General features: G+C 66.1%; 26 protein-coding genes and 1 pseudogene. 15 read left to right on the top strand and 12 right to left on the bottom strand.

Going from position 1 to position 19422, the window contains the following annotated elements:
* The 10 genes from ACE5C1_RS00135 to ACE5C1_RS00090 all read left to right on the top strand — a co-directional run.
* Positions 1-146: zinc-binding dehydrogenase (locus ACE5C1_RS00135; RefSeq protein WP_374942035.1), on the top strand; the 146-nt coding region annotated here is incomplete at its 5' end.
* Between the two features lie 53 nt (positions 147-199).
* Positions 200-460 (top strand): type II toxin-antitoxin system ParD family antitoxin, encoded by a 261-nt coding sequence (locus ACE5C1_RS00130; protein ID WP_374942034.1) that lies wholly within the window; start codon positions 200-202, stop codon positions 458-460.
* Complete coding sequence (locus ACE5C1_RS00125) at positions 457-672, top strand: type II toxin-antitoxin system RelE/ParE family toxin (RefSeq protein WP_374942033.1); 216 nt, start codon at positions 457-459, stop codon at positions 670-672. The genes ACE5C1_RS00130 and ACE5C1_RS00125 overlap by 4 nt, the downstream gene beginning before the upstream one ends.
* Before the next feature lie 162 nt (positions 673-834).
* Positions 835-1158 carry a DUF1476 domain-containing protein gene (locus tag ACE5C1_RS00120; protein WP_374942032.1) on the top strand — a complete coding sequence of 108 codons (324 nt, stop codon included), beginning with the start codon at positions 835-837 and terminating at the stop codon, positions 1156-1158.
* 1 nt (position 1159) lies between these two features.
* Positions 1160-1399 carry a BolA/IbaG family iron-sulfur metabolism protein gene (locus ACE5C1_RS00115; protein ID WP_374942031.1) on the top strand — a complete coding sequence of 80 codons (240 nt, stop codon included), beginning with the start codon at positions 1160-1162 and terminating at the stop codon, positions 1397-1399.
* A 1-nt stretch (position 1400) separates the two neighbouring features.
* On the top strand, positions 1401-1727 hold the full coding sequence (grxD, locus tag ACE5C1_RS00110) for a Grx4 family monothiol glutaredoxin (protein WP_374942030.1): 327 nt from the start codon (positions 1401-1403) through the stop codon (positions 1725-1727).
* A gap of 242 nt (positions 1728-1969) precedes the next feature.
* Positions 1970-2338, top strand: coding sequence for a BlaI/MecI/CopY family transcriptional regulator (locus tag ACE5C1_RS00105; RefSeq protein ID WP_374942029.1), 369 nt, complete (start codon positions 1970-1972; stop codon positions 2336-2338).
* Positions 2335-3960 (top strand): M56 family metallopeptidase, encoded by a 1626-nt coding sequence (locus ACE5C1_RS00100; protein ID WP_374942028.1) that lies wholly within the window; start codon positions 2335-2337, stop codon positions 3958-3960. Before ACE5C1_RS00105 ends, ACE5C1_RS00100 begins: the two co-directional genes overlap by 4 nt.
* A gap of 64 nt (positions 3961-4024) precedes the next feature.
* A complete protein-coding gene (locus tag ACE5C1_RS00095; protein ID WP_374942027.1) occupies positions 4025-4891 on the top strand; it encodes an MBL fold metallo-hydrolase in 867 nt (288 codons plus the stop codon).
* Complete coding sequence (locus tag ACE5C1_RS00090) at positions 4876-5595, top strand: DUF4230 domain-containing protein (protein WP_374942026.1); 720 nt, start codon at positions 4876-4878, stop codon at positions 5593-5595. Before ACE5C1_RS00095 ends, ACE5C1_RS00090 begins: the two co-directional genes overlap by 16 nt.
* Here the strand turns inward: ACE5C1_RS00090 and ACE5C1_RS00085 are convergent.
* Both ACE5C1_RS00085 and ACE5C1_RS00080 read right to left on the bottom strand, forming a co-directional pair.
* Positions 5592-6617: a peptide MFS transporter gene (locus tag ACE5C1_RS00085; RefSeq protein ID WP_374942025.1), complete on the bottom strand. Its 1026-nt coding sequence runs from the start codon at positions 6615-6617 to the stop codon at positions 5592-5594. The two genes, ACE5C1_RS00090 and ACE5C1_RS00085, sit on opposite strands and share 4 nt — an antisense overlap.
* Positions 6618-6628: 11 nt before the next feature.
* Positions 6629-6952, bottom strand: a complete 324-nt coding sequence (locus ACE5C1_RS00080) for a hypothetical protein (protein ID WP_374942024.1) — start codon at positions 6950-6952, stop codon at positions 6629-6631.
* A 93-nt stretch (positions 6953-7045) separates the two neighbouring features.
* On the opposite strand from ACE5C1_RS00080, the gene nadA reads away from it, so the two are divergent.
* The 4 genes from nadA to ACE5C1_RS00060 all read left to right on the top strand — a co-directional run bounded on the left by nadA (position 7046) and on the right by ACE5C1_RS00060 (position 10224).
* Positions 7046-8047, top strand: coding sequence for a quinolinate synthase NadA (nadA, locus tag ACE5C1_RS00075; RefSeq protein WP_374942023.1), 1002 nt, complete (start codon positions 7046-7048; stop codon positions 8045-8047).
* Between the two features lie 153 nt (positions 8048-8200).
* Positions 8201-9040: a carboxylating nicotinate-nucleotide diphosphorylase gene (gene nadC / locus ACE5C1_RS00070; protein ID WP_374942022.1), complete on the top strand. Its 840-nt coding sequence runs from the start codon at positions 8201-8203 to the stop codon at positions 9038-9040.
* A gap of 48 nt (positions 9041-9088) precedes the next feature.
* Positions 9089-9517 (top strand): hypothetical protein, encoded by a 429-nt coding sequence (locus ACE5C1_RS00065; protein WP_374942021.1) that lies wholly within the window; start codon positions 9089-9091, stop codon positions 9515-9517.
* A complete protein-coding gene (locus tag ACE5C1_RS00060) occupies positions 9514-10224 on the top strand; it encodes a ribonuclease T (RefSeq protein ID WP_374942020.1) in 711 nt (236 codons plus the stop codon). Before ACE5C1_RS00065 ends, ACE5C1_RS00060 begins: the two co-directional genes overlap by 4 nt.
* A gap of 86 nt (positions 10225-10310) precedes the next feature.
* On the opposite strand, the gene ACE5C1_RS00055 is transcribed toward ACE5C1_RS00060, so the two are convergent.
* From ACE5C1_RS00055 to ACE5C1_RS00040, 4 genes are all read right to left on the bottom strand, one after another.
* Positions 10311-10724 carry a DUF4112 domain-containing protein gene (locus tag ACE5C1_RS00055; protein WP_374942019.1) on the bottom strand — a complete coding sequence of 138 codons (414 nt, stop codon included), beginning with the start codon at positions 10722-10724 and terminating at the stop codon, positions 10311-10313.
* 6 nt (positions 10725-10730) lie between these two features.
* Entirely contained in the window at positions 10731-12080 is a 1350-nt protein-coding gene (locus tag ACE5C1_RS00050) for an ABC transporter substrate-binding protein (RefSeq protein WP_374942018.1), read from the bottom strand.
* Positions 12081-12401: 321 nt separating this feature from the next.
* The gene (locus tag ACE5C1_RS00045; RefSeq protein ID WP_374942017.1) at positions 12402-12686 is read right to left on the bottom strand and encodes a Fis family transcriptional regulator; all 285 of its coding nucleotides are present in this window, start codon (positions 12684-12686) and stop codon (positions 12402-12404) included.
* Positions 12679-13041: a type II toxin-antitoxin system RelE/ParE family toxin gene (locus ACE5C1_RS00040; protein ID WP_374942016.1), complete on the bottom strand. Its 363-nt coding sequence runs from the start codon at positions 13039-13041 to the stop codon at positions 12679-12681. The genes ACE5C1_RS00045 and ACE5C1_RS00040 overlap by 8 nt, the downstream gene beginning before the upstream one ends.
* A gap of 345 nt (positions 13042-13386) precedes the next feature.
* On the opposite strand from ACE5C1_RS00040, the gene ACE5C1_RS00035 reads away from it, so the two are divergent.
* Positions 13387-15111, top strand: coding sequence for a hypothetical protein (locus ACE5C1_RS00035; RefSeq protein ID WP_374942015.1), 1725 nt, complete (start codon positions 13387-13389; stop codon positions 15109-15111).
* Positions 15112-15151: 40 nt separating this feature from the next.
* On the opposite strand, the pseudogene ACE5C1_RS00030 reads toward ACE5C1_RS00035, so the two are convergent.
* The 6 genes and pseudogenes from ACE5C1_RS00030 to ACE5C1_RS00005 form a co-directional block, all read right to left on the bottom strand.
* Positions 15152-15553, bottom strand: a pseudogene (locus tag ACE5C1_RS00030) (Fic family protein); the annotation flags it as partial.
* 31 nt (positions 15554-15584) lie between these two features.
* Positions 15585-16412: an IS5 family transposase gene (locus ACE5C1_RS00025; protein ID WP_374942014.1), complete on the bottom strand. Its 828-nt coding sequence runs from the start codon at positions 16410-16412 to the stop codon at positions 15585-15587.
* Positions 16413-16470: 58 nt separating this feature from the next.
* The gene (locus ACE5C1_RS00020; RefSeq protein WP_374942013.1) at positions 16471-16722 is read right to left on the bottom strand and encodes a hypothetical protein; all 252 of its coding nucleotides are present in this window, start codon (positions 16720-16722) and stop codon (positions 16471-16473) included.
* On the bottom strand, positions 16719-16922 hold the full coding sequence (locus tag ACE5C1_RS00015) for a hypothetical protein (RefSeq protein ID WP_374942012.1): 204 nt from the start codon (positions 16920-16922) through the stop codon (positions 16719-16721). Before ACE5C1_RS00015 ends, ACE5C1_RS00020 begins: the two co-directional genes overlap by 4 nt.
* A gap of 51 nt (positions 16923-16973) precedes the next feature.
* A complete protein-coding gene (locus ACE5C1_RS00010) occupies positions 16974-18590 on the bottom strand; it encodes a type IV secretory system conjugative DNA transfer family protein (RefSeq protein ID WP_374942011.1) in 1617 nt (538 codons plus the stop codon).
* Between the two features lie 166 nt (positions 18591-18756).
* Positions 18757-19422 (bottom strand): IS701 family transposase (locus ACE5C1_RS00005; RefSeq protein ID WP_374942010.1); only part of this gene is annotated, 666 nt, incomplete at its 5' end.

The following is a 19422-nucleotide window of genomic DNA, read 5'->3' as shown; positions in this document are numbered from 1 at the left end:
CGAACATCGACCGGCTGTTCGCGCTTTGGGCCGCCGGCAAGATCGCCCCGCGGGTCACCGAAACCTTCCCGCTGGCGCGCGGCGGCGACGCGATCGCCAAGATGGCGGCACGCGCTGCGATCGGAAAACTGGTCGTCGAGCCGTAGGCGTTGCCCCAGCCCCTTACTGATCCTATTCTTTCGGCCGTAGGGAGTAGACGATGGGCTCGAACCAGATGAGCATTACCTTGCCCGACTCTTTGGCCGAAGCTGTTCGCGCACGCGTGGCCTCGGGAACCTACGCCGATGAAAGCGAAGTCATCCGCGAAGGCCTGCGCGCGCTCAACGAGCGGGAACGGGCCACCGAGGCGTGGCTGAAAGGGCCCGTCGTGGAAGCATATGACGCGTGGGAGGCCGGAACGTTGGAGACCGTGCCGCTGGCCGATGTGCGCAAGGAGTTCGCTGTCGATCCGGGGCGGTGAGCGACACGATGAACGTTGAATTGTCGGTCGGAGCTCGGCGCGATCTGCGCGCGTATCGCGCCTGGTTGCGGCGGGAGGCAGGGCAAATGGTCGCCGACCGCTGGATCGATGCGCTGCTCGCCTGGATCGAGAGCCTTCGCGACTTTCCCGATCGCGGCACGCCGCGCCCCGATCTCAGACCTGCGCTGCGCACGCGCGTGTTCCGGCGTTAGGTGACGATCGCCTATGTCTCGGCTGGCGAGACCGTCACGGTCCTGCGGGTGCTCGCCCGCGGCCGCGATGTCACTGCCGAGCTCTTCTCGGATGACGGCTGAGCGCGTTGCGCCGAACGGCTTCCCGTCCTATCTCTTTCCCATACGCAACGGGAGCCGCGCATGACCACTTTCAACGACCGGGAACGCGCTTTCGAGGGGCAGTTCGTGCGCGAGCAGGAGATGGCGTTCCGCGTCGTGGCGCGGCGCAACCGGCTGCTCGGTCACTGGGCGGCGCAGCACATGAAACTGACGCCGGAGGAGGCGGACGCCTATGCCAAGGCGGTGGTCCAAGCCGAGTTCGAGGAGGCCGGCGACGAGGACGTCATCCGCAAGCTGCTCGGCGACATGAATGCGGCGGGGGTCGAGATCGACGAGGGCGTGGTACGCCGCGCGCTGGAGGAACAGGCGGTCGAGGCGCGCCGCCAGCTGCTGGAGGCGCACTGACGTGCCGATGGCCGCCGACGACATCGCCGCGCTGATCCGCGCGGGCATTCCCGACGCCGAGGTCGAGATCACCGACCTGGCGGGCGATGGCGACCATTATGCCGCGCGTGTCACCGCTGCGAGCTTCGCCGGCATGAACCGCGTCAAGCAGCAGCGCGCGGTGTACGCGGCGCTGGGACACCGCATGGGTGGCGAGCTCCACGCGCTCCAACTCACCACCGCCATTCCGCAAGGACTTTGACATGACCCCCGAAACTACCAGCGACAGCTACGACCGCATCGACGCCTTGGTCAAGGACAAGCCCGTCCTGCTCTTCATGAAGGGCACGCCCTTGTTCCCGCAATGCGGGTTCTCCAGCCGCGCGGTCGCGATCCTCAACCATCTGGAGGTCGAGTTCGAGAGCGTGGACGTGCTCCAGGACCAGGGCATTCGTCAGGGGATCAAGGCTTATTCGGACTGGCCGACCATTCCGCAACTCTACGCGCACGGCGAGTTCGTCGGCGGCTCCGACATCATGATGGAAATGTACGAGAGCGGCGAACTGGCAGACGCTTTGAAGCCTGCCTGAAAACCGGGTTGGGGCGGCCGGTTGCCCGTGCCGCCCCGCTGAAGCGTCCTGCGACGCATCGGTATGTCCCGGGCCCTGCAGGCCGCGTGCCATTCTCATCGACCAGCACCTTTCCGCGGCGTACGAAGGTTAACGCGCGCAGGGCTCATGGTGTGCCTGTAAAATAGTCCGACGCTTTCGACCCGCCTCTTGACTACATACGTAATCGGTACGATTACATGTGTAGTCGATGGGGGCGAGTCGTGGCCGAACGGATCAGCGAAGCCGAACATGCGGTGATGGAGGTGCTCTGGGACGAAGCGCCGCTTACCGCCCAGGATGTTGTCGAGCGCGTCGATCCGCAGCGCGGCTGGAGCACCGCCACCGTCAAGACCCTGCTCGGCCGCCTGCTCGCCAAGGCGGCGATCGTGCATGAGGCCGATGGGCGCCGCTATCTCTACCGCCCAGCGGTCGAGCGCGGCGATTATGTCGCGGGCGAATCGCGGCGGCTGATCGACCGGCTCTTCGGCGGCAAGCTGACGCCGCTGGTCGCGCATCTTGCCGAACGCGATGAATTGACCGCCGCCGACATCGCCGAGATCGAGGCGTTGCTCAAGGCGCTCAAGTCGTGATCGGCTGGGCCATCGACGCGCTCATCGCGTCGGCGGCGCTCATCGCGCTGGTGCTCTGCGTGCGGCTGCCGGTGCGCCGCGCGTTCGGCCCGACCGTCGCCTATGCGTTATGGGCGCTGCCCGTGCTGCGGCTGGCGTTGCCGCCGCTGCCCGCCGACTGGTTGCGCGCCGCGCCCGCGCCGCTCGCCGCTGCGGGCGAGCGGGTGGTGATGCTCGTCCTGCCCGCATTCGCGCCCATGCCCGCGGCGGCATCGCCGCTGGCCGGCATCGCGCTGGCCGGGCTGTGGGGCGCAGGCGTGCTGCTGTTCCTGGGCTGGCATGCGGTCGCCTATCGCCGCTTCACCCGCCGCGTCGCTGAGTCGGGCGTCGCCATCGGGCGGGTCGGCCGCATCGCGCTGGTCGTGTCGGACGCGGTCGCCGACCCGCTCGCCTACGGCCTCGTCCGGCCAGTCGTGGCGCTGCCGCTCGACTTCCGCTTGCGCTACGACGCCGGCGAGCGCGCGTTGGCGCTGGCGCACGAAGTCGCGCACCATCGCCGCGGCGATGTGGCCGCCAATTGGGCGGCGCTGCTGGTGCTGGCGCTCCATTGGTTCAACCCGCTTGCCTGGGGCGCCTTGCGCGTTTTCCGCGCGGATCAGGAGATGGCGAACGACGCCCACGTCCTTGCCCGGCGCGGACCGGGCGAGCGTTACGCCTATGGCTGCACGCTGGCCAAGGCGGCGGGCGTCGGACCGGCGTTCGTTCCCATCCCGGCCGCCGCGTGCGGCCTCACCACCGCCAACGACCTGAAAGGACGATTGAGGATGCTTGCCAATCCCACGAGCCGCGCCCGGCGCATTGCCGGCGCCGCCGCCATCGGAAGCGCCACCCTGGCGCTACTCGGCCTCACCGCGAGCGGCGGCGACGCGGCGGCGACCGTCCGCGCGCATGTCGAGCAGGCGACCGGCGTGCCGCTCGACGCCCTTGCCTCGACCGCGATGTTCCAGGAAGGCCCGAACGCGCGCCCGGCCCCGCCGGGACCGACCGTGCCGGGATCGGGCGGGCGGCACGTCGCCACCGTGCGCGATGGCGGGGCCGTCCACGTGACGGTGACCGAGGACGGCCGCACCCGCCGCTACGAGGGTGCGGCGGCCGAGGCTTGGCTCGCCGCCAATCCGCAGCCCGCTCCGCCCGAACCGCCGATTGCCCCCGCACCTCCCGAAGCGGATGCGCAGGCCCGCACGATCGTGGTGCGCCCGGGCGAGCGGGGCGCGCCGACGCTGATGGTCCGGCGAATGAGCGTGGCGCCGGGCGCGCCGTTGCCGCCGGGCGTCGTCCTGCCGCGCGACTTCGCGCTTCCCGATGGCTGCGGCGCGGCGGGCAAGGCGCCGCCGCCCGCGATGGTCTTCAAGGGCGAGGGTGGCGACAAGACGTACACAATCCTGTGCACCCGCTCAGAAGCGGCATCGGGTGTCGAGCAGGGTGCGTACCGGCAGGCCTTGGCAAGCCTGCACACCGTGCGCCGTTCGATCGCGACGCAGGCGGCGACACCTGCCTTTCCCGAAGCCGAGCGTAGCAACGCGCTGGCGGCGGTCGATGCTTCGATCGCCGAGATCGAGGCAGACCTTGCCCAGACGCGCTGACGCCGACGCATAAGCGGCGGAAGGGGGCTTGCCTTCTGCCGCCCGCGCCGTCATCTCCCTGGAGATGGCCGATGCGCCCACCGGCATCCCGATCGCGCTCGAACCGCTCGTCGTGCGGGTTCTGGCCCCCAATCCGTCGCCGTACACCTTCACCGGCACCCAAACGCATCTCGTCGGCACGACCGATCTGGCGGTAATAGACCCGGGCCCCGACGATCCGCGCCACCTCGCCGCCTTGGCGGCCACGATCGCCGGACGGCCGGTGCGCGCGATTCTCGTCACCCACCACCACCGCGATCACAGCCCTGCGACGCGCGCGCTGGCGATGGCGACCGGCGCGCCGATCGTCGGCGCCGCGCCCTTCCATCGCTCGGACGAGGGTGCGCCCGTCGATGCCGCCTTCGACGCCGATTACGCGCCCGACCGCGTGCTGGCCGACGGCGAGCGCGTTGCCGGCGATGGCTGGACGCTGAGTGCGCTCGCGACGCCGGGGCATACCTCCAACCACCTGTCGTTCGCGCTGGCGGAGGCGCAGGCGGGAGCCGGAGCGCTATTCTCGGGCGACCACGTCATGGCCTGGTCGACCTCGGTGGTGTCGCCGCCCGACGGCGACATGGGCGACTATATGCGCAGCCTTCAAAGGCTGATGGAGCGAGACGACCGCGTCTATTATCCCGGCCACGGCGAGGCGGTGGAGAACCCGCAGCGGCTGGTCCGCGGCATGCTCGGGCACAGGAAGCAGCGCGAGGGGCAGATCCTGCGGCTGCTGCGCGAGGGGCCACGCGATGTCCCCGCGATGGTCGCGCGGATGTACGCCGGGCTCGACCCGCGGCTCGCGCCCGCCGCCGAGCGATCGGTGCTCGCGCATCTGATCGACCTGGCGCGGCGCGACCTGGTGAGCGAGGAGGGCGCGACATGGCGGACCCGGTGATCGAGACGCCGCGCGGTGGCGTCTCCTCGTTCCTCGCCAAGGCGGCGGGAGTCGTCGCGATCTTCGTACTCGCGGTGCTGCTCGCGTTGTGGGGCGTCCAGCGCTACGTCGCCGACCGGCTCGCCCCCGATCCGACGACGATCGCGAGCGCCAGCCTGGAAGGGCTGCGCGAACAGAACCGCCTGTCCGCCTTCGCCGCGCGCTTCGTTGCCGTCGTCACGTCGCGCCAGACCGCGCTGGGTTTTTCCGCCGAGAAGACGCTGATCATGCCGGGCATGGTCCGCTACGAAGTCGACCTGGGCAAGCTCACCCAGCGCGACGTTACTTGGGACCCGGCGACAAGTACGCTGTCGGTGACGCTTCCCCCGGTCGAGATCGACGGCCCGCAGGTCGACCTGTCGGCGATCCGCGAATATGGATCGAAGGGGGTGCTGACGACCTTCACCGATGCCGAGAAGCGCCTCGACGAAGCCAATCGCCGTGCGGGCCAGGCGCAGCTCGTCGCGCAGGCGCGCGATGCGGTGCCGATGCGCCTGGCCCGCGACGCAACCCGGCGCGCGGTCGAGCGCAGCTTCGCGATGCCGCTCCGCGCGGTCGGCGTCGCCGCAACCGTCCGCGTCCGTTTCGCCGACGAGGCGCGCCCGAGCAGCGAACGCTGGGATACGACACGCAGCCTCGAAGAGGTGCTCGGCAACGCGCGCTAACCCTCGGCCGGCAACCGCCGCAACGGCCCGCCAGCCAGCAGCAGCACGACTCCCGCCGCCCAGACGATCCCCGCATGGATCAGCCAGAAGTGCGACACCGGCATCGTCTCGTACGATCCACCCAAGCGCCCGCTGGCGACGCTGCCCGCAAAGGTCGCAAGGCTGTTCACGCCGATCAGCGTGCCGCGCAGCCCGGCGGGTGCCTTGGCCGCATAGAGCGCGAGCGCGACGGGTGTGAAATAGAGCCAGCCGATGTTGGACAGCAGGTGGAATGCGACCGCCCAGAGCAGCGGCGCGCGCGCATCCGCGCCCGACACCAGCGGCGCCAGCGCCAGCCACGCGACCCCGCCCGCGAACACCAGGCACCCGATCGCCATCTTGCGCAGATCGTCGGGCTCGCGCCCGCGCGCCGCCTGCCGCTGCCAGAGCGCGAGGAAGAACGGTATTACCAGCACCGGCGCCAACCCATCGAGCGCCTGCAGCCACGGCACCGGCATCGCGAACCCGGCGACGTTCAGGTCGAGATGGTCGCGCACCCACAGGTTGTAGACGTTCCACACCTGCGATTGCGCGATCCAGAAGCCGACGCTGACCGGCCAGAGTAGCGCCAGCCCGAACAGCCGCCGCTTCTCCGGCACGCTCAGCGCGGGGCGCTTGACGGCGGCGACCCGCGCCGCATCGGGCGGCAGATGCCGCTGCCCGGCGAGGTAGACGAGGAGCCCGATCAGCATCCCCAGCCCGGCAAAAGCGAAGCCGGTGTGCCAGCCGTATACCGTCGCCAGCGTGCCGGTGACGATCGGCGCGACGAACGCGCCGAGATTGATGCCAACGTAATAGAGCTGGAATGCATCGGCCTCGCGTCGGTCGCCGTCGGCGTAGAGCGACTTGACCTGCGCCGACAAATTGCCGCGCACCAGCCCGGCGCCCAGGATCAGCAGCAGCAGCGCAAGCAGGAACGAGGCGTCGAACGCCAGCGAGAAATGCCCCGCGGTCATCAGCACCGCGCCCGTCGTCACCGCCACCCGCCGCCCGGTCAGCCGGTCGCCGATCGCCGATCGCCCCGCCGATGACGGGGGGTGAAATAGATCAGCCCGACGTACAGTCCGAAGGTCTGCGCCGCGAGCGCCTGCACCGACAGCGGCCCGGTCACGCCTTCGACGATGGCGCGGTAGCGCGCGAAGCCCGCGATATGCTCGACATGGCCGGGGAGCAGCAATTGGCCGACCATGTGGAGCACCAGCAGCGCCTGCATGCCGTGGAACGAGATGCGCTCCCACAGCTCTGTCCCGGCCAGCACCCACAGGCCGGGCGGATGCCCGGACAGGCGGCCGGTCTTCGCAATCGTCGTACCCGCCATGTCCTCCCCGATCGCGCGCAAGCTGCCATCCGGCCGGGACGCTGACAAGCGGCGTAGCACCCCCTATGTGTCCGTACGCAAGGGAGTGCAGCGATGACGATCAATCCGGGCCATTTGCAGGGCGTCGACCTGCGCGTCGAAATCGATCGGCTGCGCCGCGAGCGCAACGCCGTCATCCTCGCGCATTACTATCAGCGCCCGGAATTGCAGGACATCGCGGACTTCGTCGGCGACAGCCTCGATCTGTCCCGCAAGGCGCAGGAGACCGACGCCGACGTCATCGCCTTCTGCGGGGTGCGCTTCATGGCGCAGACCGCCAAGATCCTCAGCCCCGAAAAGATCGTCGTGCTGCCCGACATGGACGCCGGGTGCAGCCTGGAAGACTCTTGCCCGCCCGAACAATTCGCCGCCTTCCGCGCCGCGCATCCCGATCACATCGCGCTGACCTACATCAATTGCTCGACCGAGGTGAAGGCGCTCAGCGACATCATCGTCACCTCCTCGTCGGCGGAAAAGATCCTCTCGCTGATCCCGCCCGATCAGCCGATCATCTTCGGCCCCGACCGCAATCTCGGCGGCTATCTGGTCCGCAAGACCGGGCGCGACATGCTGCTGTGGCCCGGCGTATGTATCGTCCACGAGGCGTTCAGCGAGACCGAACTGCTCAAGCTGAAAGCGCAGCATCCGGGCGCACCGGTGGCGGCACACCCCGAATGTCCCGCGGTGATCCTCGACCACGCCGATTACGTCGGATCGACCCGTGGCATCCTGGAATATGCCAACGCGCTTGGGCACGAAACGCTGATCGTCGCGACCGAGCCGCACATCATCCACCAGATGACCAAGGCGATACCGGGCAAGCGCTTCATCGGCGCGCCGGGCGCGGACGGGAACTGCAATTGCAACATCTGCCCGTACATGGCGCTGAACACGATGGAGAAACTGTACGTCGCGCTGCGCGATCTGGAGCCCAGGATCGAGATCGAGCAGGGATTGCGACTGAGGGCCAAGAAGAGCCTCGACGCGATGCTGGCGATGGCGAGCGGCACGGTCGGGCAGGGCGACTTGGGCCCCGTGCCGGTCACGGGGGATTGAGGCTGTCCTACACGAAGCCCGGCCTGTAAGCGCTCCCCTCCCTGCAAGGGAGGGGAGCCAAAGAAGCGGGTTGGCCTCACCTTAGCCTCACCTTCCATTGCCGCAGTGTAACCTTGTATGCGCGACGTCTGAGAAGTTTCGCGGAGTAACCCCATGAACTTGCCCGGTTTCGACATCGCCGCCTTCGTCGCCGCCACGCTTGCCGAGGACCTCGGCGTACAGGGCGACATCACCTCCGCCGCGGTGATCCCCGCGGACGCGCGTTTCACCGGCATCATGGACTCGCGCGACGCGATCACCGTCGCGGGGTTGCCACTGGCGGAGGCGTTCTTCCGCGCCCTCGATCCCGACGCAACGATCGAGCGGCTGGTCGAGGACGGCGCGCAGGTGGCGGCAGGCACCGACCTGATGCGCATTGCCGGCAACGCCCGCGCGCTGCTCACCGCGGAACGCTCGGCGCTCAACACCGTCCAGCACCTGTCGGGCATCGCGACGATGACCCGCAGCTACGTCGATCGCCTGCTCGGCACCGGCGCGGTCCTGCTCGACACGCGAAAAACCATTCCCGGCCTGCGCGTGCTGGAGAAATACGCAACCCGGATGGGCGGCGCGCAGAACCACCGCATGGGGCTGTGGGATGCCGCGATGATCAAGGACAATCACGTCGCGGTCGCAGGGAATGTCGGCGAGGCGGTCGCCCGCGCGAAAGCGGCAGGAATTGCGGGGATCATCGTCGAGGTCGACCGCATCGACCAGATCGAACCCGCCCTGGCGGCGGGCGCGACCCACCTGCTGCTCGACAATATGGACGCGGCGACCTTGCGCGGTGCGGTGACATTGGTCGGCGGGCGCGTGCCGACCGAGGCTTCGGGCGGGGTCACCCTGGAGACGATCCGCGGGATCGCCGAAACCGGAGTGACCTATGTCTCGGTAGGGCGCCTTACCCAATCGGCGCCCGCGGCGGACATCGGCCTGGACTTCGCGAGCGCTTGAGTCCGCGCGCGGGACTGCAATAACGGTGCAAGAACAGGGGAGCCAACCATGATCAGACCATTGTCCATCGTCCGCTTCGATTATTGTTATCTCGGCGCGCTCGTCGTCGGCGCCGTCAACGCCGCGCTCAACTGGCAGCGCTACACCGCGATGCCCGCGGTGCGCGATGCGCAGGTGATGTTCGGCGCCTGGTACCTGCCGACGCTGACCGCGATCGGCTATTTCATCCCGCTGATCCTCTGGTATTTCGTGGCGCGGCGCGCGAGCGTGGTCGCCAAGTGGATCGTCGTTGTGCTGTTCGCGCTCGGCATCGTCGGGCTGCTGATCGGCTTGGCGATGGGCACGATGGCGCCGGGGCTAGGCGGGGTGCTCAGCGTCGTGGCGGTGATCCTCAACGCGGTCGCGGTCTGGCTGCTGTTCCGGCCCGACGCACGCGAATGGTTCGGCGAGAGCGTCGGCCGAGGCGACTTCGCATGATCGCGCGCGCGTTCGCCGTAGCGGCGTTGGCCTTTCCCGGCATGGCACAGGCGCAGGCATATCGCTGCGCCATGCCCGCCAATGTCCCGGTCGCGCACGCCGATCTGCCGAGCGCCGACCAGCCGAAGCGTGTGGTGCCGATCGGGGGCTATACGCTGGCGATCACCTGGGCGCCGCAATTCTGCAAGGCCGGGGGCGATCGCCCAGCGGCGCGGCTGCAATGCGGCGCGGGCAACCGCTTCGGCTTCACCCTTCACGGGCTGTGGCCCGACGGTGTGGGCAAGGACTGGCCGCAATATTGCACCGCGACCGGGCTGGTACCAAAACCGGTGGTTCGCGCGACCCTGTGCTCGACGCCGTCGCCGCAGCTGATCCAGCACGAATGGGCCAAGCACGGCACCTGTATGCCCGGCGAGCGACCCGCCACGTACTTCGCCCGCTCGACCCGCGCCTATGCCCGGCTGCGCTACCCGGACATGGACGCGCTGTCCCGCTCCTCGCTGACCGTCGGCCGCTTCGCGCAAGCGATGGCGGCGGCCAATCCGGGGCTGTCGGCGGACATGATGCGCGTCACCGCCGACCGGCAGGGCTGGCTCGACGAGGTGTGGCTCTGCCTCGACACCCGCTTCCGCTACCGCCGCTGCCCGGCGCATCAGGGCGGGCTCGCAAAGGGCGCAGCGCTCAAGATCTGGCGCGGGGGGCGTTAACATCCCGTTCGTGCTGAGCGCAGTCGAAGCACCTGGGGAGGGCTACCCTTCGACTTCGCTCAGGGCGAACGGGGAATGTACGCGCGTCAGGCCTCCAGCGTTACCGTCGCCGGATGGTGACGGTCGAGGTGGCGGCGGACGAGGCGGAGGTTGCGGGTGTTCGACTTGAAGAACAGATCGGGTATGGCGCCGACCCAGGGGATCAGACCGAGCACCCAATCGGTGCCGACGTTGCCCGCCATCCGCGTCATCTGCCACTTCGACATGCCCAGATTGCGCGCCTCCCACAGCAGCCACGATCCCATGGCTGCGCCCACGGTAGACCCGACGACGGGGATCAGATCGAGCACCACGTCGAGCCCGATCCGGCGGTTGGTGCCGGGAATGGTGAACAGGCCCTCGAGCAACTGCTCCATGGCCTCGATCCGGCGGCGGACCGAGGGGGCGTCGCGGCCGAGGGGAAGGCGGTCGGCGATGCCGGCGAAGTCTGCGCTGTTCATGCCCGTCTATCTGGTATCGCGGCGCAGCCGGTTCAACGGATGCCACGCGCGCGTGTTCGGCTGCCACTGCGCCAGCCGTTGTGCGACCAGCGACCAGCGCAGTGGCCGTGCGAGGGTGATGAAGGCGGCATCGGCATCCAGCGCGCGGTCGGCCGTGGCAATGGCGGTACTGCGCGCTGCGAGCGTCGACGCCATCCGCGCCGCCTCCAACGCGTCTTGCGCCGCCTTGCCGCACGCGACGCAGGCGGTCGCCAGATACCAGCGCGCGCTGTCATACGGCGCGACCGCGTCGACCAGCCGGAGGTCGGCCGCCGCATCGATGCCGACGCGCTCGGGCACGATACCTATGGTGATCAGCGCGGCGGCGATGTGGCCGTAGACGATCGTCGCGCCGGATCCGCCGGGCATGGCGACGCGCAGGCGGACCGGGTTGGCGGTCCAGCGCGCCACCTGCGCGCGCGCGCCTGCGATGCGTTGCGCCTGGGTCAGCAGCGTCCATGCCGGAGCGGCGGGCGGCGCCGCCGAGTCGAGCGCTTCGGGAAGGATGTGGTCCGCGGGTTCCCACGCCGCGCCCAGCGCACCGGTCAGCGCCAGGCGATCGAACGCCTGCGCCACGACGATCCGGTTATTCAGGTCGCCCAGGAACCCGGACCGATCGACAACCGCCAGCCCGAACAGCCCCGCCGCGGGATCGATGCGGATGTTGGCGGGTGCGACACCGCCGGCGGCCACCAGCGGCCAGTCGGCAAAGGTGCCCCCGGCGACCAGGTCCGATTGGTGGGCGGCGAAGCGCGCCACCGCGCGCGCTGGGCGTTCGGCGATCAGTCGTACGTCGTCCTCGGGCGGCGGGCCGGCATCGTCCGGGTCGGCGCGGTCGGGATCAAGCGCGGGGCGGAGCAGCGTGTCGCAATCTTTCCCGACAACGCGCATCGGCCCCGATCCGCTGGCACGCGCCAGGCGGATCATCGCCATTTCGGGCTGCGCGAACAGCTTGAGGAGATCGGGACGTGGACGCGACAGCCGAACCTCGATCACCTGCGGCGTCATTGCGACGATCTCGTCGACCGCGCTGAGGAACGGCGCGAGCGGGTTGTGTGCGGCGGGACGCAACTGGCGCTTGAGGACCCCGACGACTTGGGGCGCGGTGACCGGCGTACCGTCGCCCCATGTCGCTTCGCGAAGCCGAAAGATGTAGCTCATGCCGTCGTCGATGACGGTCCAGCGTTGCGCCAGTCCCGGCTCGATCTGGCCGCTTGCGTCGAAGCGGACCAGACCCTGTGCAGTCGCATCGGCCAGCAACCGCGAGGGCGTGCCGGTGCCGCCCAGCGCCGGAGCCTCGCCAATCGCGCTGACCACGACCGCGCCGGTATCGGGCCGTCGCTGGCATCCGCCCGATGCCAGCAAGGCGGCGAGAAAGATGGTGCGGACGGCGGGACTTGAACCCGCACTCCGAAGGAAACCGATTTTAAGTCTGATTACATCTGACCAACACATTGATTTCATTCCACCTTTTCTGCCGAAGCCCGGGAATGTGTAAGACTTTGTGTAAAATCGGCAGGGTGTGAAAGGCATGTGTAAGAGATAGTCGGATGCGGCTCAAGCCGGATCGGAGCACGGTTCGCTTTGCTCGTCTATATGTCTCGACCAACCTAGCAGCTGCCGCTTGTAGTCGCGCTTTCAAACGAGCTGAAGCTGCACCTTTCGACCGACGACCTCTGCCGCGCGCTGCAAAGTCTCGATCGTCACATTGCTGTCGTTCGGATCAAGCACACGATCGACCTGCGTCCGACTGGTATGCATCATCGTTGCAAGCCCGCGCTTGCTGATCTTGCGCTCACGCATGGCCTCCGTAAGTTGCCAGGCGATCACCTCCTTGATCGCCTTCGCCTGGAAGGTCTCCAGCGTGCCTTGCTCCGCAAGGAAGCTGTCGAGGGTCGAACCCCGGTGCTTATTATCAGCCATTCTGAACCTCCTTCTTCCGGTTTAATGCCAAATCCAAATCGGCTTTGGGCGTGGTCGGCGTCTTTTTGATAAAACCATGCAGCGCGTACAGTTCGCCGCCGTGAAAGCAGATCAGCACGCGGGCGATCGTGCCGTCCGGCAATGACGTTCGCACCTCATGCAACCCGCCGCCCATCGGCCGCACCAAGGGCATGCCGACCGGCCAGCGCCATTGCACGCGCATCAGGTCCAGCCCGATCTCGGCCCGGTTCGCGTCAGTCAGGCTAAGCAGCCAGTCGCGGACCGGCTCGTTACCGGCTTCCGATTGGTAAAAGACTAGCGGAATACGGGTTGGAGGCAGAATCGGCATATTCATCTTCAGCGATATGGCACCATAAAAGGTGCCACTATGTCAAGCTAAATCGCTCACTGGGCTTCTGGCCGGTCCGAGGAAGTCGACTAGACACGGACTCCACGATCATCCATACCGCTGCCGCGCCCGGAAGTTTGGTCACCGAACGGCGCAGCGCATCGCGCTCAGCATAGGGAACCCCGCTTGTCGGGTGGCTCCCCGAATAGAACAGCTCTCGTAGCGAATACGGAAGACGCGTTTCCCTGTGCTGCGCGTGACCAACCTCCCGGCTCCAGGCCGGGTGGTGCGCTTCAGCTTGGGGGGACGCATATGCGCACGATTACCTCTACCGTACTCTCGTTATGTCTTATGCCCTTTGCCGCCAACGCCCAAACGCGGCGCGCGCCGGTGAAACCTGCTGTTCGTGCTGCGGTCATCACGCCTGCCGACATCCGCGGTGCCGCGATTGCAGCGGGTTTGAAGATACAAGGTAGCCGCGTCCTGAATGGATGCGACGAGCCGGTCGAAGCACCAGAACGCAAGGACCTGAACAAGGATGGACAGCCCGAGCTGATTTTCGGCGACGGCATCTGCGAAGGGGGTAATGCGGGTTGGTTTGCCATTGCGGTCAGAACGTCCGTCGGTATGTGGCGGCAGGTCCTTTCTTCACAAGGCGTCTACAAAATCCTGTCCAATCGTCGGCAAGGTTGGCCCGACATTCAGGTTGGTGGCCCCGGCTGTGAGGGTAGCGATCCGAAGTACAGTTGGAATGGCAACAAATATGTCGTTTCAGGTCAGACGCCACGAAGCTGTACAGTAGAGGCTAAGGAAAAGGTTAGTGTCGTCACTAAGCCGGATCCCAATCCCTTAGTGTCTCTGTTTGACTCGGACCTATCGATTTGTTCGAACAACTCGAACAATAATTGTGACCTGATCATCGGGCCGCAGTTTGCAATGTATGCAGACCCAAACTGTCAGTACTCGAAACTGCCGATTTACACCTGCGCTGATTCCGCAATCAGGCTTGCAGACGCCAAAGGCTTAAACAGCTTCTACATTGCATATTTCGAGCGAGGCATGCCGCAAATGCGCAACGCCGGTGTGCTGCCCTTGGATCGATTTTACAGGGTGGCGTATATTGAGAAGAACAAGAAGGGTGAGTGGCGGTTGAAGGGGCCGACTGCTAGTTCCGGACTGCAACGGTGCCCGGATTATGGACTGTCTTCACTGCACGTTCGGCAGGTTACCGGTTTGCCAACAAATATTAGCGTGGCTCGATTCGTGAAATGCGATATCGCAAACAACGGTGAGTTTAGTTACCGTGATGCCGCGTTAACGGAAGACCCGCCATTCTTTCGGCCTGGTACAACTGCTGATAGTTCGAGGCAGCAGACGACTGCCGCGTCATCTACCTACGCAGCACCGACCGCGGTGGCCGTCTGGTCGCTCGGACGCGCGCGCATCTTAGCTGAGCGTGCCGGTAACTGCGGTCCCGACGATCGGCTCGGCAAGGCCTACTGCTTCGACGGCGCTAAAGCCTGGCTGCGCCGTCGCCCGCACAAGCGCGATGTTGATGTGATCGCAATAGACCAGTCGTACATGATCGGCTCACTGGTTCCTTACAACAGCGGTCAAGGCTGGGCCGTCTACAATGTGGCGCGCAATGGTGAGGCATTCACCGCGGACAAGCAGCGGCATTTCGCAACCAAAATACCGATGCCGCTTGGCTGTCGCTATCAAGGGGTGCTGCAGCGTGCCTGGTACATCACAATCGCAGGCGGTCGTCGGGTCGCTGTTGAAGCCGAGCAATACGCTTGTGCCGGGTGGGGAGGACAACCGCTTTATACGCGCGGAGTCGATTACGCATTCGTTGACGCCGGGCAACTCGAATATGCCGGGCTGGCGGTAGGTGACCGAAGTTTACAGCAGCAGCCGGTCGCCCCGCAGAATACCTACTCGTCCGAGTCATCGACGTTCGGCGTTATAACAACGCCACGCCGCCGCATGTCCGACGACAGTACCAAAATCTACGGTGAACCGAGTTGGGCCAAGCCTGCGACACCGCGACAGCCTCCCCGAAAAAAAGCAAAATGATTCGCTTCGCTTTGAATGAAAGCTCAGTTCATCCGCTGCATTAGCGCTCATGTCCGTCGCGATCATGCTCTCGCGTGTGACCGGCGGCCATACGTTCGAAGGCTTCGATCACATCACGGTCAAGCTCGGCGCTCACGGCGCGTTCGATCTGATGCTGCATCGTCCTGTACAGACCGTTGCTCGTCTCGCGTGATGCCGCAACCCAGCGTTCCGGTTCGATCACCTTCAGATCAAGCGCGTATCCGGCTCGCTCACCGAGTTGACGTAAATACTCCATCTGCGTGCGGCCGTTCCCTTCGCGGAAGGGGTGCACGTTATTGACGCCGCCGATCACAATCGCGGTTTCGAGCGTGAATCGATCCCGCGGCAAGCCGGTCAGGTAATCAGCACCCCGTACACGCGCATGCACCTCAGCCATGTCGGCGACGATCTCGTTGCGTGATGAGAAGCGAGTACCGTCCTTAGAGCCTGACTCATAATTCTATTTTTGCGATACGGCGCGTCATTCGCCTGATGGAAGCGATGAGAAGCCAAGCTTCGGAAGAAGCGATGGAAGCCTCCCAGTCCTTGGCGAGGCGCCGGCATCGGTTGAGCCATGCGATGGTGCGCTCGACGACCCACCGGCGCGGCAGGATGACGAAGCGGCGGACATCGGAGCGCCTGACGATCTCGATGGCGAGGCGGTCGAGATGCGCGATGGCAGCCTCCAGCTTGGGTCCTGCATAGCCGCCATCGGCGAAGAAGCGGCCCAGCGAGGGATATGCATCCCGGCAGCGCTTGATGAGGTCCGGCGCGCCGTCACGGTCTTGGATATCGGCGGAATGAACCAGGACGTCGAGCAGATTGCCAGCCGTGTCAGTTGCGATGTGACGCTTGCGGCCCTTGATCCTCTTGCCCGCATCATAGCCGCGCGGCCCACCGGCCTCGGTGGTTTTCACCGACTGGCTGTCGATGATGCCCGCGGTTGGTTCGGCCACGCGCCCTTCTGCGACCCGCATTCCGACCACCAGCACCGCGTTGACCGCATCGAGCAGGCCGCTGTCGCGCATCCGGTAAAAATGGTACTGCACGGTCGTAAACGGCGGGAAGTCCCGGGGCAGTTGGGCCCACTGGCATCCCGTTGCCGCAAGGTACTGGATCGCATTCCACAGGTCCCGTGCCCTATGCAGGCGCGGGCGGCCTACCTTCGTCGTTCGTGCCAGCAGCGGGGCAATGATCGCCCATTCCCCGTCGGTGCAGTCGCTTGCGTAGCGCAGCCGTCTTCGGTCATGCTCGCGACGAGCGGTTTCGGTCCAGCTCATGTGATCTCCGTGGTCTTCGCAACCCTCGGTGAATCACAAGCTGCTGAAATCGCTCAACTCAATTTTCGGTTCGGCTCTTAGTGATATCGACTGTTCGTAGCTGGCCTGCCCACTCGTAGATGTCCTGAAACAAGTGGTGGTGAATTGCCTGCAGGTGATTGAGGTCGAAGTCGCCGGTCGGGCAACCTTGGCGAGCACGTTGCGCGACAATCTCGCGCTCATGATAATCTAACCGTTCCGCATCATTGATCCCGAGCTTGTTGCGCAGGGTTTCGCAGCCGGGCCAGAAGTAGCCCGACCAGCGGTTCAACGGCCGACACCAGTGCGCGCGCGATGCAGAATGTATTCAAGGCAACGCTCATGCGACCAGCCCTCACGCTCGAACATCTCGAACATCTCAATCTGATCGGGCGTGAGCGGATTGCCCTCGATCAGCTGAAGGTGCTGGGCGATCAGCCGCCGCTCGCGAGCGGCGGCTATCTGTTCGGGCGTGAGGCGGTCGTCGATCATAGTGCCCATCTTAACATAGCTGCCGGGAGAACAGGCCAGCCGTACTGCCGTTCATGCCTTGGTGGGTGCATGTACCGCCTTCAAGGCAGCTAGCGTCTGCGCACCAGCCAACTGCCGGTAATCGGCTTCTTCATGCCAGGTGATTTTATCGGCGAGGACCGGATCGGCGTTCTCGACGAACAGCACCTGCGCATTCCGGTCCATGCGCATCAATTCGTCGGGGAACAGCAAGGGGCGCTGCGTCGGCGCGAAGCTGACGCTGCTGCTGCTGTTGGACCCCGATTGATGCTGGGTGCCGCTCGTCCCGCTGCTGCTACCGCTGGTAGTGGATGAGCTGCGCACGGTGCGTGTCGTCATGCCGATCAGACTGGAAACGTATTGCGCCGTGAACAGGTCGCGGGTGCCGAAGAACTGCATGACGCCCGCGTTGGCGGCGAAGGTTTGCCATCCTTCGCCATACAGCCGCTTGGCCCGGGCGAGGTCTTGGAAAATGACGTGCAGCTGGAGACCCATGCCCGCCATCAACCCGTAGGCATCCTCGATGATCGGCATGCGCCCGAGTTGCGCGAACTCGTCGAGCATGAACAGCACAGGCCGCGGCGGCTTGGCTGGAGTCCTGGCTAGTTCGGCGATCGCCTGTGCGATCAGGAGTCTCAACCAGCGGCTGTGCGAAGTCAGCCGGTCGACAGGCAGGACAAGGTAGATCGACAGCTGCTCCTTGCCTTTCAGGTCGGCAAACTTGAAGTCGCTGGCGGCAAGGCTGGCCTGCAAGGCGGGACTGTCGAGGAAGTGCGTGTTGCGCTGCGCGGTCGAAAGGACCCCCAAGCGCTCGGTCTCGCTCTTGGTAATGAACTGCGCGGCGGCCGATCGCACGATCGCGTGCGGGGACTTCGCCATCGCGATGCCGACCTGCGCCAGTTCCTTCGGCGGCATGGTCAGGATCGCCCGCAGTCGCCCGAGCGTGCGGACCTCGCCAGGCATGATCGCGAGGTATATCAGGAAACCCTTGATGAGATCGCTGGCCTGCTCGCTGAAGTGTTTGCCGTTGCCCCCCGTCTCCGGGATCACGAGCGCCTCCGCGATCACGGTCGCGTCTTCGATCAGCGTCGGGCTGTCCGGCTTCAGCATGTCGAGCGGGTTGAAGCGCGCGGGCTTGAAGCCGCTGATGCCCCACGGGTCGAGTACCCATGCGCCGATCCCCAGCTGCGAGCGCCGCCGGGCTGTAGTGCGCGCGTTCTCACCCTTTGGATCGATGATGATGGCCGATCCTTGGTGCGCCAGCAGATTGGGGATGATGGTCGAGACGCCTTTGCCTGCACGGGTCGGCGCGACGGTCAGCAGGTGGCGCTCGCCGGTGTAATGCAGCGGCAGAGGTTGCCCGTCCGGGCTCCGTGCGGTGCCACCGGCGGGATGGCGGAAGTAGCCGAGCCGGATGCCGGTGGTGCCGAACAGGCCCTGCGTATGTGCATGCGCAAAGGTAGCAAATCGTGCCGAGCCGAACGTGAAATCGAAGCCGAAGCCGCCGCGGCGCAGGCCTGCAATAATAGTGCCGACGAGCAGCAGCAGTTCGACCCAGAAGCTGATGCCCGCCAGCGTCGCACCAGAAACGTCATAGCTTCGGGCCGCTTGCGCAGCCGCGTAGAGGAACGCGACGCAGCCTGCCGCCAACCCACCGACGATTGGGCGAGTTGCGTTCGGTATTTAAGATGCGCTTGGCGGGCGGCGGCTTGGTGCGCTCGTCGCCATAGCGACCACGCGATGATGTGAGCGGGCGCAATGCGGCGCTGGGCCAGTCGAACGGCGATGCGACGGATCTCCTGTACCGACCAGCGGATCAACGCATGGGTGCTGTCCGCATTCTTTTTGGGGGTGTCGCCTCGTTTGCCCGGTGCCGGATCACCGCCATCATGGCGAACGCGAGCATGACCAACGAGACGTGGCGATGCCAGCCATGCCACGAGCGAGTTTCGTTGTGGTCGAGACCGAACTCGTTCTTGGCGGTCTCGAAGCTGTCCTCGATTGCCCAGCGATGGCCCTCGACCTGCACGAGGGCGGCGATCCTGGTTCCAGCCGGACACCAGGTCGTGAAGAACGCCAGTTCGCCGTCGGCTACATGGCGCCGGATCAGCAAGCCCCGGGTCCACACCCTGGTGCGTCCCTCACCGTCATCGTCAGCGTCGATATCGGCGAGTTCGAGATAGGCGTAAGCGTGCAACCTCGCGCCTTTCGTACCCTCACCCGCCGAGAGGCGATGCCAGGCAGCGGCATCGAGCTCCTGTGCGATCTCGCCTGCAGTGCCGAAGACGGCTGGCTTTCCTACCCAAGAGCCGAAGTGATGGTTGGAGCCGACGCCGAGGACGTAGCCTTTGCCCGCTCTGCGCATCGCCTGCTCAACGTCGCCAACACCGTAAACGCTGTCGTCAGCGAACCAGGTGAACGGGACTTCGGCCGCGATCGCCCGCTCGATCATCCGCACCGCCAGCGCGGGCTTGGTCGCGAA

The organism is Sphingomonas sp. (assembly GCF_964263785.1).
Classification (GTDB): Bacteria; Pseudomonadota; Alphaproteobacteria; order Sphingomonadales; family Sphingomonadaceae; genus Sphingomonas.
The sequence above is the reverse complement of the archived record's forward strand: the minus strand, read 5'-3'. Positions and strand labels throughout refer to the sequence as shown.